The following is a 13,715-nucleotide window of genomic DNA, read 5'->3' on the forward strand; positions in this document are numbered from 1 at the left end:
AAGGTACCGTAGGGCAGCAATAACGGCCCTCAATCGTTATCGAGTGGTTCGCCATCTCGTGGATTCGCTCAAGGAACAGACAAAGCAAAAAACATGGAGAAGATGTGATGACAGCCGATATCCAAACCCTAGCCGTTGTCGGCGCTGGCGCCATGGGCCGCGGCATTGCGCAGATCGCCGCGCAGGCTGGTCTGCAAGTGCGCCTCTACGATACCAACGCTGACGCCGTCGCCGCCGCGCGCGAATCGTTGCGCCAACTTTGGGACAAGCTCGCGCAAAAAGGCAAGCTCAGCGCTGCCGACGCCGATTCGGCGCTTGCGCGTGTTGTGCCGGCCGCGAGTCTGCAGGACCTCGCCGACGCACAGCTAGTGGTGGAAGCCATCATTGAACGCCTGGACATCAAGCGCGATCTGTTCAAGCAGCTCGAAGGCATTGTGGGTCCGGACTGCATACTGGCGTCTAACACATCATCTCTGTCTATCACCGCGATCGCTGCGGCATGCGAGCGCCCGCAGCGTGTCGCGGGATTCCATTTCTTTAACCCTGTTGCATTGATGAAGGTCGTCGAAGTCATCGACGGCCTGCGTAGTGACCCGGCAGTGGGCGACACGCTCGCGGCCCTGGCGCGCCGCATGGGCCACACGCCCGTGCGCGCCAAGGACATGCCGGGCTTTATCGTCAATCATGCCGGTCGCGGCATGAATATCGAAGGCCTGCGCGTGGCGCAGGAGTCGGTGGCGTCTTTTGCACAGATCGATGCCATCATGCGCGAGCAAGCGGGTTTCCGCATGGGTCCGTTCGAGCTGCTGGACCTCACCGCGTTAGACGTTTCGCACCCGGTGATGGAGTCCATTTATCAGCAGTTCTATGACGAGCCGCGCTTCCGTCCTTCGCCCATCACCGCCGTGCGCCTGGCTGGTGGCCTGTTGGGTCGCAAATCCGGTGAGGGCTTCTATGCCTATCCGGAAGGCCAAAAGCAAACGCCCGCGGAGCCCGCTGTACCCGCCGCGAAAGCTGGCTTGCAGGTATGGGTTAGTCCGGCTCACGCAGAAGGCCATGCGCGCGCGACGCAACTGCTGCGCACGTTGAACGCAAGCGTGGTCGAAGGCGCCACGCCACCCGCCGACGCGCTCATCATCGTCACGCCTTTCGGCGAAGACGTCTCCAGCAGTGTCTATGCACAAGGCCTGGATGCTACGCGTACCGTGGGTTTGGACACCTTGCATGCTTTTGCGCCGGGCAAGCGTCGCACTTTGATGCTTTCACCCGCAACGCAGGCCGAATGGCGCGACGCAGCGCACGCCCTGCTCGCCGGTGATGGCGCGCCGATCACCGTAATTCAGGACTCCGCGGGTTTTGTCGCACAACGCATGGTGGCGGCAATCGTCAACGTTGCCGCGGAAATCGCGCAACAAGGCATCGCGACGCCGTCTGACATCGATCGCGCCGTGACCTTGGGCCTGGGCTATCCCGCGGGCCCCTTGGCCATGGGCAATGCATTAGGGGGCGAGCGCATTTTGGAGATCTTGCGCAATCTGCAACGCGTGACCGGCGATATGCGCTATCGCCCGAGCCTGTGGTTGCAGCGCCGCGTGCAGCTTGGCCTGTCGCTGTTGGCAGAGCCATCCGCGTAAACGCGCCAGGCGCACACGCCGCTCACGACAATACCGCCGGCATGTCCGGCGGTATTTTTTTTTGGAGGCATAAGAAAGGGGGCTGCACCGCAATCCTGGCTATGCCCCGCGACCGGCTCCGCGTTACTTCGCAGCGTCCACCATATACTGCACAGCGGCGCGGATCTCATCGTCCGACGCGTTGGTGGCGCCACCCTTAGGCGGCATGGCGCCTTTGCCTTGAATCGCCACCTTCACCATGGCATCCATGCCAGTTTCGATATAAGGCGCCCAGGCGGCTTTGTCGCCGAACTTCGGCGCACCGGCCACACCGGTGCCGTGGCAGGCAAAGCAGGTACTCTTATAAAGCTTCTCGCCAGCTGGATCGACGGCGGCTTGCTTATTCTCGGATTCGTCAGCCTTCACCGGCGCCGGCGCGGCGTTCGAAGGCGGCGCAGCCGCTACGGGTGCTGCGGGATCTTGCCCGGGTTTAGCCGCGGGCTGCGGGGCCTCGGTCTTGGCGGGTGTATCCGCATCCGGCGCGGGCGGTTCATCAAACGATCCGCCCGACTGGTTCGCCATGTAAACCACCGCGCGTGCGACTTCGTAGTCACTCAGCGCGGGGTTGCCGCCCTTCGGTGGCATGGCGCCCTTGCCGTGAATCGCGACGTTCAACATGGATTCAAAGCCGCTCTTGATGAAGGGCGCCCACGCGGCTTGATCACCGACCTTGGGTGCGCCTGCCACGCCTGCCGCGTGGCAGGCCGTACAGACGGTTTGATAGACCTGTTCGCCGGTCTTGAAGACCTTGGGTGCGTTAGCGTCAACCAACTCAAAGCTTGCGACGGGCGCGATGCGTTTGCCGATGGCTTCCTGTGTGAGCGTATCAGAGCCTGCGCCGACCTTGGTGCCTGAGGCCACCATGTTGACCAGCAACAGAATGATGATGATGGGGAGGATAAAAGCCAGCACGACCGTTGTGATCAGCTGCTTAGGGGTTTTGATTGGCGGGGCGTGCTCTTCGTTGTGTTCCTGCTCGTTGCTCATATCCTATATCCTGCAAATCGGGTACCGGGGCGCCTGATGGCGGCAACTGACGACGAATCAACTACTACGCAAGGAATGGTCGCAAAGCAGGACCCACCTCGCAACAAACGCCCGATTATATTACGCGATGCGCGGCAAAACGGGGACGCCAACGGTATTGCGAATACAACGCCGCAAGAGGGCAAAAGTTAGGTACAATACCGCCTCTTTGCGCCCGTAGTTCAATGGATAGAATGAGAGTTTCCGAAGCTCTTGATACAGGTTCGATTCCTGTCGGGCGCGCCAATTTATCAAGCACTTAGGTCACGCGTGTGACTTTTGTGTGACCAAAACGGCCTAGTTGGCCGACGCTTGTTTGACCATCTCATAGCGTTTGTCGATGATCGGCGCGGCGCGGCGCGTCTGCCGCGGCTAGCAGGGCGAACGTGGTTACGATCTCGATGTTCGATGCCCCGCGCCGGTCTGGCAACCAACTACGAGGCCTAAGCTAACCGATCCCCCGCGACAGCCAAGCTTACCGAGAGACCGGTCTGTTGCTGCTTATGCCCATATCTCGGTTACGGGCATCGCATTAGCTGGAGCAGCGGCGGAAGTCAGACTCATTGCAGTTGCCGCAAAGGCGCGCCAGGCGCTGCTCACATAGTTCGCGGTTTCAATACTGACGTTAGAGGCATGATCTCGCAATGCCTCTACCACGCTACCTGCCTCGGGCAACGGATTGCCAACGGTAGCCACGCCCGCTTGAACCAAAGAGGCGGCATAACCTGCTGTGTTGTACGCCATATTGCCGACGGCGCCCGCCGTGTTGTAGGCGATGTTTCCTACAGCCCCGACCGTCGTGGTGGCGTTGTACGCCGTGCTCAAGGCATATTCGGAAACTATCTGGCGTAGTGCTGTGGTGTCGCCGGCTTGAAGAGCCGCACTGTCGTGCATTCCGCGCACCACTGCCACGTATTCCGGATTGTCCGATTTGTTGAAGTCACCTTGGTCGATATAAGGTTTGAGATGAGCGATGGCCAACCGTACGGTGATCAGGGGCGTCGCTCGCGACACCCAGCTTTGTTCCTCCGACACACCGTCGTTTGCATTGGTCGCTGGCTTGTCGACTTGCGCGAGCAGCAACTTTTCCAGGCTACCCCAACCGTACTCGGCAACATAAGTGCCAATGATGTTAGCCGGGATCATGCCGTTATCGGAACGCAGCCGTGCTGCCAGCATGCTCGCCCCCAAGCTGAGTAACCCCTCGTCGAGACGATATCCGAGCATGGCGTAGCCATCCAGCTTCAACGGGATTTGTTTAAACAGAGCATCTAGCGCGCCGGATACTCTTTCTTCATTCGTTTTATCCGGGTTCGATACCAGTAAGTCCTTCGCCACCTTTAGCAAGTCAGCCAGGTTTTTAGCGTCTTCGTAGGTTTTCTTGGCCTGGGCTACTTCGTGCAAAGATGCGTCGACCTTTCGCGCTGTCATCTCTGCATCGGACGCGCTAGCCTGACCTGCTGATTCGTCGTCGGTATTCAAGTGTTTCACATCACCTTGGAACATCTCCTCCGCGCCCGCAAGATCACGATAAGCCAAGTCTGCCTGATGCTGCGCATAGTCCACGGTGAGGTCGAGCACTTTCGTGAGAAATTCCTCATCAATGAGTGCTTTGTTGGGTGTATACGCCAGGAGCGCCTTCGCACAGTTTGCTTCGTTGGTCAGATAGGAGTGCAGGCAGCCCGCAGCCAGCTTCAATTCGGGTGTTGCCGGTGCGGTGAGCCTCGGATTATCAATGCTCGCTCGGGTCAGCACGCGTTGCAGGAAACTTGACGTCGTGCGGACACCCGCCAGGATGAGCTTGTCTTTAAAGCTCGACCCCAGTTTGTCCACGCCGGCCTGGGCCTCGATTTGAGCGTGGATCGCGTCCCAGCCGTGCTCTTTGATATATACGCCCATAAACTGCTGCAGAGCCTGCTTCCCTACGTACTCTTTCGCTAGCTCGGCTGCGAACGTCGGGACCGAGTTCAGCATGGAGGCGGGGATAACCTCATTGCTGGCCTGGTCACGCAAGGCGCATTGAACGAGGTGCTGTACGCTCTGCGAAAAAGCGGTGTCATCGTTGCTGAAGAGCACGTTGTTGGCATGGAGAACAAAATCTTCTCCGTCGATGCCAAGTGCAGCTTGTGCGCTGTGCTGAGACATTTCCAGGCCTAGTTGTGTGGCACGATGCAGCACATTTTCGGCGAGGGTATTGCGGTTGATGCTGCCGCCGGTGATGCGGGAAACCAAGCTGTTTAACAGATCCGAACACTCGAGAACGGCAAAGGCGGCGGCGTTGACTGCGAGGGCGGCGGAATGAGTGAGCGAAATATTCATCGTTTTCAAATAAGTAGTCGCGACTGCGTATGCCCGACAACGGACTGCGCTGATCAGCTCAGCGCTGGTATGACGACATTAGTTGCGAACGTTCATCATCGTGGGCGCCATGCTGAGGGCCGCATGGGCAATTTTCTTTTCCCAATCGTCTAATAGCTCGGGGAGGTAGGCCGTCCACCGTATGGACTGATTGACCACTGACTCCAGCTGTTTTATGGCCGTCGCTGTATCGAGTTCACCAAGCGATATCGTCTTAAACAAAATGATTTCTTCATTTTGCGGTGCAAAACCGAACATGCAGCCATCTGTCGCGGTGCCGAACATATGCGCTTGTAAAAGCATCGCGAAGAACGCGTCGCGTTGAACGGTTGGCGCGCGTCCGGCGATGCAATACACCTGCGCAACGGCTTGCACCTTGTCGTACTCAATGTTGATGGTGATCCGATTGTCGAATTCGATAGAGCATGCCCCGGCTTTGACGGCGTCGGCCAGGTCCAAGCGCTGGTCTAGTTTCAAGGCTACAAGAAATTCTTCAAATTTCATGGTCACTCCACACGAAAAAGTTTGGGTTTCGGTGCAAGGGCCGAATCGCTAAGGCACATTCGGAGGCCCGACAATGTTGCGTGCTGCTACCGCCCAGTTAGTGACGACAGTAAGAGGGAGGTTCCGTGGGAGTGTGAATTTAAATATCATCGCTCGTGGCCGGCGTAACGCGTTTGCACTGCATGGCACGCATGATTGGAAACGCATCGGTGAGGACGTCGACTCAAGCGGGAGAAAGCACAGACCTTGCCGTCAGTCCGATACCCCTGGGAGCCCCCTGCGCATGTCAAGCTCAAGGCTTGCGCGGACGAGGCTGTGGCGACAAGATGTGGCGCCGCGTCGCCTCAGTTGATCGGCATCAATTTCGAATAAACGTCGAATAGATTCGAAACATGATGTTATTACCAATTTCATTGGCGATATATTAGTGATATTTTCGCGGTTCCAGAAAGAATAAGCGGCATTCGAGTGCTCTGGAGAAGCCCGGCTTCCCTTAACTTCCACCTCTGTTACGTTGAGCTTATTGTGCCAAGTCTTTCCTTTACGCAGCTACTCTCTGACCTAGGTCAGAAGCTTGGAATTCCCTCTCTGACGCCGACCGTCGAGGGGATGTGCCAGTTGGCTATAGACGGCCGACATCTGCTACAAATTGTCGATGTGAGCCGGCGTGGGCTGATTTTGTTGTCTTGCCCCGTTGGCCCCAGTACTGTGACCCCCGAGTTGGCAGTGCTGATGGCGCGCAGCAATTTTATGCAAGCGGCCGGCGGAGCGGTGGCTTGCACGGCACCTGATGGGAGACTGTTGCTTCAGCTTGGCGTAGCCGGGTCCTGCCCGCCAGAGACTGTTCTGTCGGCGATAGAGTCGCTGATCGACGAAGTGGAAAAATGGGAAGTCTCGCTGTCGCGTGTCCCGACCGCCCCGAGGCCGAGGCGGCGGGACGCACTGCTACACAGGCAACCCGCCTGAAAACGCGCTACGTGCTTCCCCTGGGAAGCGCTAGCCGGATTTCTGGATGACGCCTTTGACCGAATCCGAGAAGGACTTGATGATCGTACTCATCAGGTCGACAAACATATTGATCTGCTGAAGCTGCTGCTGAACTTGCAGCAGATCTACTGCCGTCATGCTATCGGAACCGCGCGCTTCGATGGATGACATGGTGCTTGCAAACTGGGCTTCTTTGGTCTGCAGGGCGCTGCCGAGCGTATTGTTGACCGAATTAACATTCAGGCCTCCAGTGATGGGTAGGGCCATGGCGTTCTCCTAACGTGAAACGCGTTTAACACGCGGGGAATAGAGTGAACCGGGCGGGAAATGATTTCCTTCCGGTTGGACTTCGGAGGCAACACTATCCAGTATCGTTATCGCGGCATCGATCGAATGGGCGAGTGCACGACCGGTCGCATAGGCATCGGGCCCGAGGCCCCGCCCTAATTCGGTATGCAAGCGCCCCGCTAGCGTATGCAGACGCGTCAAATGCGTATGACGCAATGCCGCGCCCTCTGGTCCGCGAAGGCGGGCTTCTAGGTCGGTGCGCATGGTAGATAGCGGGGAGTCAGCTGTATTCGGCATCAGATTTATCGAGTGACTATGGCGCGACGAGGTCCGTCGAAAATCAAGCGGGTATCTTCTACAGCAATCAGCTGGTAACGCTTGTATGTGCCACCAACGAGTAGTTTGGTTCCGTCGCCGAGCACAATAAACGGCTGAGGTCCCCCGATCACGCTGCGTATTTGGAAGGGCACCCTGTCTGCGACTGTCGCCTCCGGTACGGCGCCAGCTTGTGCCACATTCCAGTAACGTTTGTTGAACGCTTCCATCACTTTGTCAAAGGCTGCATCCTGGGCGGCATCTAATTCGGGCGGCTGCACCTCCAGGTGGCCGGGCTGCCACGTTAGCTTCGCGCCCGATATGCCGATACTGCTCAATTGTTTGGCAAGCGCATCGCCCACGTCCTGGGCTAACTCGATGCCATTGCCTAACACCGTGAGCCCCGGTAGCTGTTCGCGCACGGCGTCGAGTGCCAGGGCGCGTTCCCTTGCATCCGAGGCGATGCCCACCACATCCATGCGCCCGTTGCCTTGGTATAGCGGATCATATTTAACGGAGAACCGCTGCAAGATGCCACGCGCCGTCAGAATCGCTTCGGATTCGAGGCTGACGCGTAGCGCTGGCATGGGCCAGATTTGCGACATGGCCGAGGCTACGGCCTCATACTGCTGTTTGTCCCGTACCCACCCGGAAACCGTCACCGTGCCCGTCTTCGACAGGGTGGCATGTACCGAGGAGCCTAGTCCCAGGCGTTCCAACGTCGCAGTAATTTGACCTAGAGATTGTTCGGACGTCGCGGAGCGCCCGGAGTCGTCAGCGGGCTCATCTCCTCCCGAAACGACGACCCAACCGATAAGCGCGAGAGCCACCATGGCGATCGCGCCAAGCACCATCAAAGTCGGCCAGCCTTGCTGGCTGTCTCGCTTGAGGCCCGGTGGGATTATCGCCCTTTGATGGCGGTCATTCGGCGCGCTGGACGCTACAGCGTTCGATTGACGGTCCATGTCGTCCTGAGCGTCCAGATCTTCCCTGCCTTCGACAAATACCCATGGGGCGTCTTCGGGCGCGACGGTCACCCAGGCCTCCCCCAGGGACACGGCTCGGTTCCACGGGATCAGCGTCTGGGCTGCGCCAGCCTCCCCATCATCGGCTATAAGCATCCATCCGTTGGGCTGCAGGCGTATTTGCGCCGCATGGGGCGCAATACCGTCGTCGGCCAGGACAAGGTCACAACTGACATCAGCACCTACGGTTGCGCCATCCGCGACTGCACAGTGCGCTTCACGATGCAGGCCTTTTAATACGCGAAACTCGAAGGTGGGCGTCATGGTTTATGCGGCACGATAAAGATGAGGACTACAAATCAATACGCGCCAATGGCTGCACGTTAATTTCAGGAATGAGCTCTTGATAGGACAATACGGGTAAGTCGTAGAGATCTTGTTCGATCAGTTTGCGCACGTAGCGTCGGATATCCATCGAGGTGAGCAGCACGGGCTTTTGCGCGAGGGACGATAAATCACCCACCGTACGAACCAGACTTTCGACGATAGCCTTGGACGTGCCAGGATCCAGCGCCAGGTAGCTGCCTGCCGAAGTTTGGCGGATGGAACCGCGGATGGTCTCCTCGACGTTCGGGGCCAGGAGATAGGCCGGCAGAATATTCTGGCCGCTCGAGTACTTGTAGCTGATGTGGCGTTTCAGCGAGACGCGTACATACTCCGTCAACAACACGGAGTCCTTCTCTTTCTGGCCCCATTCGATCAGCGCCTCCAGGATGGTGCGCAGGTTTCGCACAGAGATATCCTCGGATACCAACCGCTGCAGGATTTCCGCGACTTTTTGTACGGGCATCACGCGCAGTGCTTCCTTGACCAAATCCGGAAAGCGGCTTTCCATCGCGTTAAAGAGGAAACGCGTTTCCTGTATGCCGATGAAGTCCGACGAGTACTTCTTCAGTACGAATGCCAGGTGCCACGTCAATATCTGGTGGACGTCCATATAGGGGACGTTTGCGGATTTCAGGGCAGGAATCAACGCATTGCTGACCCATAGGGTGGCTACGTTCGGCAGAAACTTCTTGTCCGTTTCATAAGGGATCTGCAGGTTCTGCAGATTGGTTTCGGTTTCTCGCGCCAGTACGGCATCCGGACGCAGCCGTCCCTGGGATACGGGTATTTCTGCAAGCAGAATGTCGTAGCTCTCGTGCTCCAGCGACTCATTAAAACGTAGCTGAATACCGGGAAACGGCACGCCCATATCAAAATAGAGCGCGCGTCGGATTTTCAGCAGCGCGCTGTTTAACTCGTCCACATTAAAGTGGGTTTGCAACGACGCAGCAACATCGATCATGAGAGGCAGGGTGGGGGCGAATTCGCCTTTGCCTTCTTCTTCGCCACCGCTTTGCTTGGGGTGGCCATCCGCGGCCAGGGCTGGGATTTCAGTGATTTTGCCCGTTTTCGCATCGACCACCTTTCGGGTTCCCCGTAACAGGACGAACCCGATGGTCCCTACGACTGCCGCCAATGACAGGAAAGTCAGCGACGGCATGCCGGGGATCAACCCCATGCCTACCGCGATGGCCGCCGCAATCAGCAGTGCGCGCGGCTGTGCCAGCACCTGTGCGCCGATATCGCGGCCCACGTTCGATGGCCCGTCTCCCGTCTGCACGCGTGTCACGATGATGCCTGCGCAGATCGCGATGAACAGTGCTGGGATCTGCGCGATCAAACCGTCGCCGATGGTGAGAATTGAATAAACCTGGACGGCTTCACCCGCTGACAGATCACGCTGCATCGTGCCAATGAGTATGCCACCCAACAAATTCACGGCAACGATAATGATCCCGGCGATAGCATCGCCCTTGACGAATTTCATGGCGCCGTCCATGGCGCCATAGAGTTGGCTTTCCTTTTCGACCAGCTGACGCCGGCGGCGCGCCTCGTTCATGTCGATGGTGCCGGCGCGTAGGTCGGCATCAATGGACATTTGTTTTCCTGGCATGGCATCCAGGGAAAACCGGGCCGCGACTTCCGCCACGCGCTCGGCGCCCTTGGTGATCACCACGAACTGCACAATGGTGAGGATCAAGAAAACCACCAGGCCGACGATCAAATTGCCGCCGACGACGAAGTTTCCGAACGTCTCGATAATGTGCCCGGCGTCGCCCTGCAGCAGAATCAGGCGAGTCGTCGCGATCGAGATGCCCAACCGAAACAGCGTGGTGACCAACAAGACGGACGGAAACGACGAAAAGGCCAGCGGTGAAGGCAAATACATGGCCACCATCAGCAGGATGGCCGATATCGTCATATTGGTGCCGATCAGCACATCGACCAACGCGGTGGGTAGCGGCAAGATCATCATAAAGATGATCGAGACGATCAGTACCGCCAGGACAATATCATTGCGGCTGGTAGCGGCCGCGACAGCGCGATTCAGGACTTGTAGCATCGAGCAGCCTTAGGCCAAGGAGGAGGGGGCAGACAAATTGAGTGACGCCGGATCCGGGCGGCTGGTTACGCTGGCAGCGCGGGCACGCAGATAAGCCCGCATGGCGGCTCGCGCTTCGACCTTACGGCCCAAGGCGTGCAACGCTTGCGAGCGGATGAGATGACAGGCTGCGTCGGACACGCCGTTGAGCGCGAGCTGGTCGAGCCGGGCCAACGCGGCCTCGGGTTTGCCGGCCTGTAGCAGGGACAACGCAAGCATGGTTTCTTCTTTCGGAGTCGAAACCCCTATTGCGTGCAAGGCCTGTAGCAGGACGACGGATTTCTCCGGCTGATGATGTTCGAGATGAATGTACGCGAGCAGACCTAGCAATTCGTGAGCATCATTCGTGAATGGCATGCAGGTGTCAGCCTTGGTATAGAGAGCTACGGTACATATGGGCTAGTTCGCGCAGTCCTATTTCTTCAGCAAGCAGCCGCACGGCACGCGTCAGGTGTTTTGCGTCGCCAGCATTGACACGTGTCTCTGCCCGCAATTGTTCTAGCGCGCTGCCTAGCGTGGCGTGAAAGCGCGCCGGCGTTAGTAACTCCGGATTGCTCACCGTGGGCTCCAGCGCGCTGTTCAGGTAGCAGGCTATATCGGGGGACTCCAGCAACTCGGACAACTGCGCCTTGACCGTCTGAGAAGGCGGGGGCAGCGACTGATGTTCCGGCCAGAAATCGCGGTGTTCCGTATCGCGGCGCAGATGGGTGACGCCCTCGATTCCTCTTTCCAACGCGAGCGCGTTTGTATATAGGTCTGTCATGGTAGATCTCGATCAAATTAAGGGCGCCGTATATCGTCCAGCCACTCTGACACGCGACGTATCGCTGCATGCACGGAACGCGGTGAGCTCTGACGCGCGGATAACCTCGCGATGGCCAGCATGCGCAGTTCGTTGTCTTGCTCGCGTAGGACGGTTTGCACCGGTGGACCGGCCAAGCGTGTCACGTAGCTACGTGTCCACGCTCGCATCAGCCGTTGCGCTCCATCGTAGGGTACGGGGTCCGAGGCGTACACCAGCAGCCCGTCGCCCAGGACCTCCGCGCCGATGTGTCGGCCGCCTTCCAAGGGGAAAGCGAAGCGGCCATTTACCCCCAGCCTGAGCTGCGGCAGGCCCAACTGGTCGCCGAGTTGGCGGATAGCGGTTTCCCAGGCGTGCATCACAGTTCTTCTTGTACGGCTTCTTCGTAAGCAATCTGAACGGCTTCCAGGACGTTTGTTCGCGCGTCGTCGCTCACGAACAATTGCACGGGCAGATCACGCACGATCCCTCGTACACCGTCCAGAAACGTAAGCCTTTCCGCCAGAGAGGCCACGCCGAATTCAGTCGGCATGCTGGAGAAAGTCTGCGGCCACAACGAGCTGGATTCCACGGTCTCGACGATTTTCTTCATGAGCTTTTCCTCGTCGAAGCCGGCTTGAACCTCTTTGGACAGGCGCGCACCCAGGTTGCGACAGTTCTCCAGCACCGACACTGCCGACTGGACATGGAACATGTTGCTGAGCAAAGCATGTAGCCACGGCTTACTAACGGAGGAACGCGTCGCAGACAGATCCAGGCCCAGGGCGGATGTCAGCGCCTTCAAGCCATCGGCAATGCGCTTAGTACCAAACGATTGCAGGGCCAGCGACAGCGTCTTCGCCAGTGTCGCATCGCCCAGTACTGCCTCTACGCGGTTCTGGGCGACTTCCAGACGAACGACATTCTCATAGGCGGCCTGAAAATGCGTGATTTCGTTTGCTGTCTTACCGTAAGAGGCCGCAGCATCGATGGTGTTGATGTCGGCTCGGATCGAACGTCCCGCGCGTTGTTCCAGATCCGCGAGTGCATCGCCCAAGTCGGACAAGATCTCTTCGGACGCATTTTGCTGCCGGCCGCGCTGCAGAACATAGTGGTAGGCCAGATACTGAACCGACATCCGTTTCGCAAAATTCGCGATTTCGGTGCGCGGGTCGACATTACCAGAAAGGATGCGAGAGGCCAGTTCCTCCAGGCGTGCCTGCGCGTCGTCTTCGCGCGCCTGATCCATGTAGGAAAGCAGAGTTTCAATCTCGATGCCGATCGTCTGCTTTTCGCCGCGCACCTTGCGTTCGGAATGAAGTTTGTCTTCAATCCGATGTGCCATGTGCAGCGTGATCTCTTCAGCTGAATCCGTCAAAGAGAATTCAGGCAACGCCGCTGCAATGTTTGCTCCGGCCGGCGAGCGTACATCTCGCGTTAGGGCATCCGGATGGGAAACGTCAGACATCAGGTCTGGTATACGCAGGGAACTCAATGGATCTCGTGTTTGCATGAGGCACCTTTGCCAAGCTAAAGACTTATTGGCTTACGTAGTAACCGGGGAAAAAAAATAGTTCCACCGATTGCTCGACGGAACCGAAAACCAGAACGAGTTACTTACGCCGTGTAGGACCAAATTACCACTGGGAGCATTTCTCCCACATTGAACAAAAGGAAAGAAAATGGGCACGATGCCAACTCTACCTGCTGGTGCGAATATTGACCCCACGGGCACCTTGTATGACGGGGGAAGATCGATGGACCCCAATGCGCGGCTCTCCGTAATCTGTTTTGGAACGCTTGGTCTGGTCGACGATCGTATGCAGAACCAGATGGACGAACTGCAGGCGAAGAATGTGCAGGCCACAAAGCTGAGGGAGGTTGTGAACGCGCTAAATGATGTGTTGGCGGCGTTTCCGACTGAAAATCCGCAGAGTAACGACGTACTCGCATTGCCGAAGAATCAATACCTCATTGACGCACTGAACGGCAAGCTGAGCGCGGCGGGAATTACGCTCACCTTGGAAAGCGAGGGCAAGATCACCCGCAGCAATGTGGAGACCGCGATTACCAAGGTGACTGGCTTGATGGATAGCAATACGACCATTCAGCAAAACGAAATGTTCAACCTGCAGTCGGTGTTCAGCAAACGCAATCAGATCTTTGAGCTGCTGAGCAATACGCTGAAGAAGGCCCTGGACACCATCGCCTCGATCATCAGAAACCTCTAATCCGTATCACGACCGAGTGCGCGGATGTGACGTTGTCGCTCACAGCGAAAAAATTGGGACGCAGGGAACTCCCGACGTGCCGATGTCACTTATGCGCAC

The 13,715-nt window shown here is 57.8% G+C and carries 13 protein-coding genes and 1 tRNA gene; 4 read left to right on the top strand and 10 right to left on the bottom strand.

Annotated features, from left to right (window positions below):
• Window positions 1-107 precede the first annotated feature (107 nt).
• Window positions 108-1,634: a 3-hydroxyacyl-CoA dehydrogenase gene (locus tag GOQ28_RS06435; protein ID WP_160355859.1), complete on the top strand. Its 1,527-nt coding sequence runs from the start codon at window positions 108-110 to the stop codon at window positions 1,632-1,634.
• A gap of 123 nt (window positions 1,635-1,757) precedes the next feature.
• Here GOQ28_RS06435 and GOQ28_RS06440 read toward each other — a convergent pair whose 3' ends face one another.
• Window positions 1,758-2,660: a c-type cytochrome gene (locus GOQ28_RS06440; protein WP_160355860.1), complete on the bottom strand. Its 903-nt coding sequence runs from the start codon at window positions 2,658-2,660 to the stop codon at window positions 1,758-1,760.
• A 210-nt stretch (window positions 2,661-2,870) separates the two neighbouring features.
• On the opposite strand from GOQ28_RS06440, the gene GOQ28_RS06445 reads away from it, so the two are divergent.
• Window positions 2,871-2,945, top strand: a tRNA-Arg gene (locus GOQ28_RS06445).
• A gap of 255 nt (window positions 2,946-3,200) precedes the next feature.
• Here the strand turns inward: GOQ28_RS06445 and GOQ28_RS06450 are convergent.
• Together GOQ28_RS06450 and GOQ28_RS06455 are read right to left on the bottom strand one after the other, a co-directional pair.
• Window positions 3,201-5,018, bottom strand: coding sequence for a hypothetical protein (locus GOQ28_RS06450; protein WP_160355861.1), 1,818 nt, complete (start codon window positions 5,016-5,018; stop codon window positions 3,201-3,203).
• 78 nt (window positions 5,019-5,096) lie between these two features.
• Window positions 5,097-5,561 (bottom strand): type III secretion system chaperone, encoded by a 465-nt coding sequence (locus GOQ28_RS06455; protein ID WP_160355862.1) that lies wholly within the window; start codon window positions 5,559-5,561, stop codon window positions 5,097-5,099.
• 525 nt (window positions 5,562-6,086) lie between these two features.
• Between GOQ28_RS06455 and GOQ28_RS18790 the strand changes: the two genes are divergently transcribed.
• Window positions 6,087-6,527, top strand: coding sequence for a type III secretion system chaperone (locus GOQ28_RS18790; protein ID WP_160355863.1), 441 nt, complete (start codon window positions 6,087-6,089; stop codon window positions 6,525-6,527).
• A 30-nt stretch (window positions 6,528-6,557) separates the two neighbouring features.
• Here GOQ28_RS18790 and GOQ28_RS06465 read toward each other — a convergent pair whose 3' ends face one another.
• The 7 genes from GOQ28_RS06465 to GOQ28_RS06500 all read right to left on the bottom strand — a co-directional run bounded on the left by GOQ28_RS06465 (window position 6,558) and on the right by GOQ28_RS06500 (window position 12,763).
• Complete coding sequence (locus GOQ28_RS06465) at window positions 6,558-6,815, bottom strand: EscF/YscF/HrpA family type III secretion system needle major subunit (RefSeq protein WP_160348964.1); 258 nt, start codon at window positions 6,813-6,815, stop codon at window positions 6,558-6,560.
• A 323-nt stretch (window positions 6,816-7,138) separates the two neighbouring features.
• Window positions 7,139-8,440 (bottom strand): type III secretion system inner membrane ring subunit SctD, encoded by a 1,302-nt coding sequence (gene sctD / locus GOQ28_RS06475; RefSeq protein WP_160355865.1) that lies wholly within the window; start codon window positions 8,438-8,440, stop codon window positions 7,139-7,141.
• A gap of 28 nt (window positions 8,441-8,468) precedes the next feature.
• Entirely contained in the window at window positions 8,469-10,565 is a 2,097-nt protein-coding gene (sctV, locus tag GOQ28_RS06480; protein ID WP_160355866.1) for a type III secretion system export apparatus subunit SctV, read from the bottom strand.
• A 9-nt stretch (window positions 10,566-10,574) separates the two neighbouring features.
• Complete coding sequence (locus tag GOQ28_RS06485; RefSeq protein ID WP_160355867.1) at window positions 10,575-10,961, bottom strand: tetratricopeptide repeat protein; 387 nt, start codon at window positions 10,959-10,961, stop codon at window positions 10,575-10,577.
• 7 nt (window positions 10,962-10,968) lie between these two features.
• Complete coding sequence (locus GOQ28_RS06490) at window positions 10,969-11,367, bottom strand: hypothetical protein (protein WP_160355868.1); 399 nt, start codon at window positions 11,365-11,367, stop codon at window positions 10,969-10,971.
• Between the two features lie 17 nt (window positions 11,368-11,384).
• Window positions 11,385-11,765, bottom strand: a complete 381-nt coding sequence (locus GOQ28_RS06495) for a hypothetical protein (protein ID WP_160348958.1) — start codon at window positions 11,763-11,765, stop codon at window positions 11,385-11,387.
• The gene (locus GOQ28_RS06500) at window positions 11,765-12,763 is read right to left on the bottom strand and encodes a TyeA family type III secretion system gatekeeper subunit (protein ID WP_160355869.1); all 999 of its coding nucleotides are present in this window, start codon (window positions 12,761-12,763) and stop codon (window positions 11,765-11,767) included. The genes GOQ28_RS06495 and GOQ28_RS06500 overlap by 1 nt, the downstream gene beginning before the upstream one ends.
• A gap of 304 nt (window positions 12,764-13,067) precedes the next feature.
• Here GOQ28_RS06500 and GOQ28_RS06505 point away from each other — a divergent pair, with 304 nt between their 5' ends.
• The gene (locus GOQ28_RS06505; RefSeq protein WP_160355870.1) at window positions 13,068-13,616 is read left to right on the top strand and encodes a hypothetical protein; all 549 of its coding nucleotides are present in this window, start codon (window positions 13,068-13,070) and stop codon (window positions 13,614-13,616) included.
• The last annotated feature ends 99 nt before the right edge of the window (window positions 13,617-13,715 follow it).

Origin of the sequence: Bordetella sp. 02P26C-1 (assembly GCF_009763255.1) — a bacterium.
In the GTDB taxonomy this organism is placed as follows: domain Bacteria; phylum Pseudomonadota; class Gammaproteobacteria; order Burkholderiales; family Burkholderiaceae_B; genus Bordetella_A.

Bases quoted from the DNA above. Each gene is read 5' to 3' on its own strand.
- GOQ28_RS06465 (WP_160348964.1), bottom strand. From the start codon at position 6,815: ATGGCCCTACCCATCACTGGAGGCCTGAATGTTAATTCGGTCAACAAT.
- sctD (WP_160355865.1), bottom strand. From the start codon at position 8,440: ATGACGCCCACCTTCGAGTTTCGCGTATTAAAAGGCCTGCATCGTGAA.
- GOQ28_RS06485 (WP_160355867.1), bottom strand. From the start codon at position 10,961: ATGCCATTCACGAATGATGCTCACGAATTGCTAGGTCTGCTCGCGTAC.
- GOQ28_RS06455 (WP_160355862.1), bottom strand. From the start codon at position 5,561: ATGAAATTTGAAGAATTTCTTGTAGCCTTGAAACTAGACCAGCGCTTG.
- GOQ28_RS06440 (WP_160355860.1), bottom strand. From the start codon at position 2,660: ATGAGCAACGAGCAGGAACACAACGAAGAGCACGCCCCGCCAATCAAA.
- GOQ28_RS06490 (WP_160355868.1), bottom strand. From the start codon at position 11,367: ATGACAGACCTATATACAAACGCGCTCGCGTTGGAAAGAGGAATCGAG.
- GOQ28_RS06495 (WP_160348958.1), bottom strand. From the start codon at position 11,765: ATGCACGCCTGGGAAACCGCTATCCGCCAACTCGGCGACCAGTTGGGC.
- GOQ28_RS06435 (WP_160355859.1), top strand. From the start codon at position 108: ATGACAGCCGATATCCAAACCCTAGCCGTTGTCGGCGCTGGCGCCATG.
- sctV (WP_160355866.1), bottom strand. From the start codon at position 10,565: ATGCTACAAGTCCTGAATCGCGCTGTCGCGGCCGCTACCAGCCGCAAT.
- GOQ28_RS06450 (WP_160355861.1), bottom strand. From the start codon at position 5,018: ATGAATATTTCGCTCACTCATTCCGCCGCCCTCGCAGTCAACGCCGCC.
- GOQ28_RS06505 (WP_160355870.1), top strand. From the start codon at position 13,068: ATGGGCACGATGCCAACTCTACCTGCTGGTGCGAATATTGACCCCACG.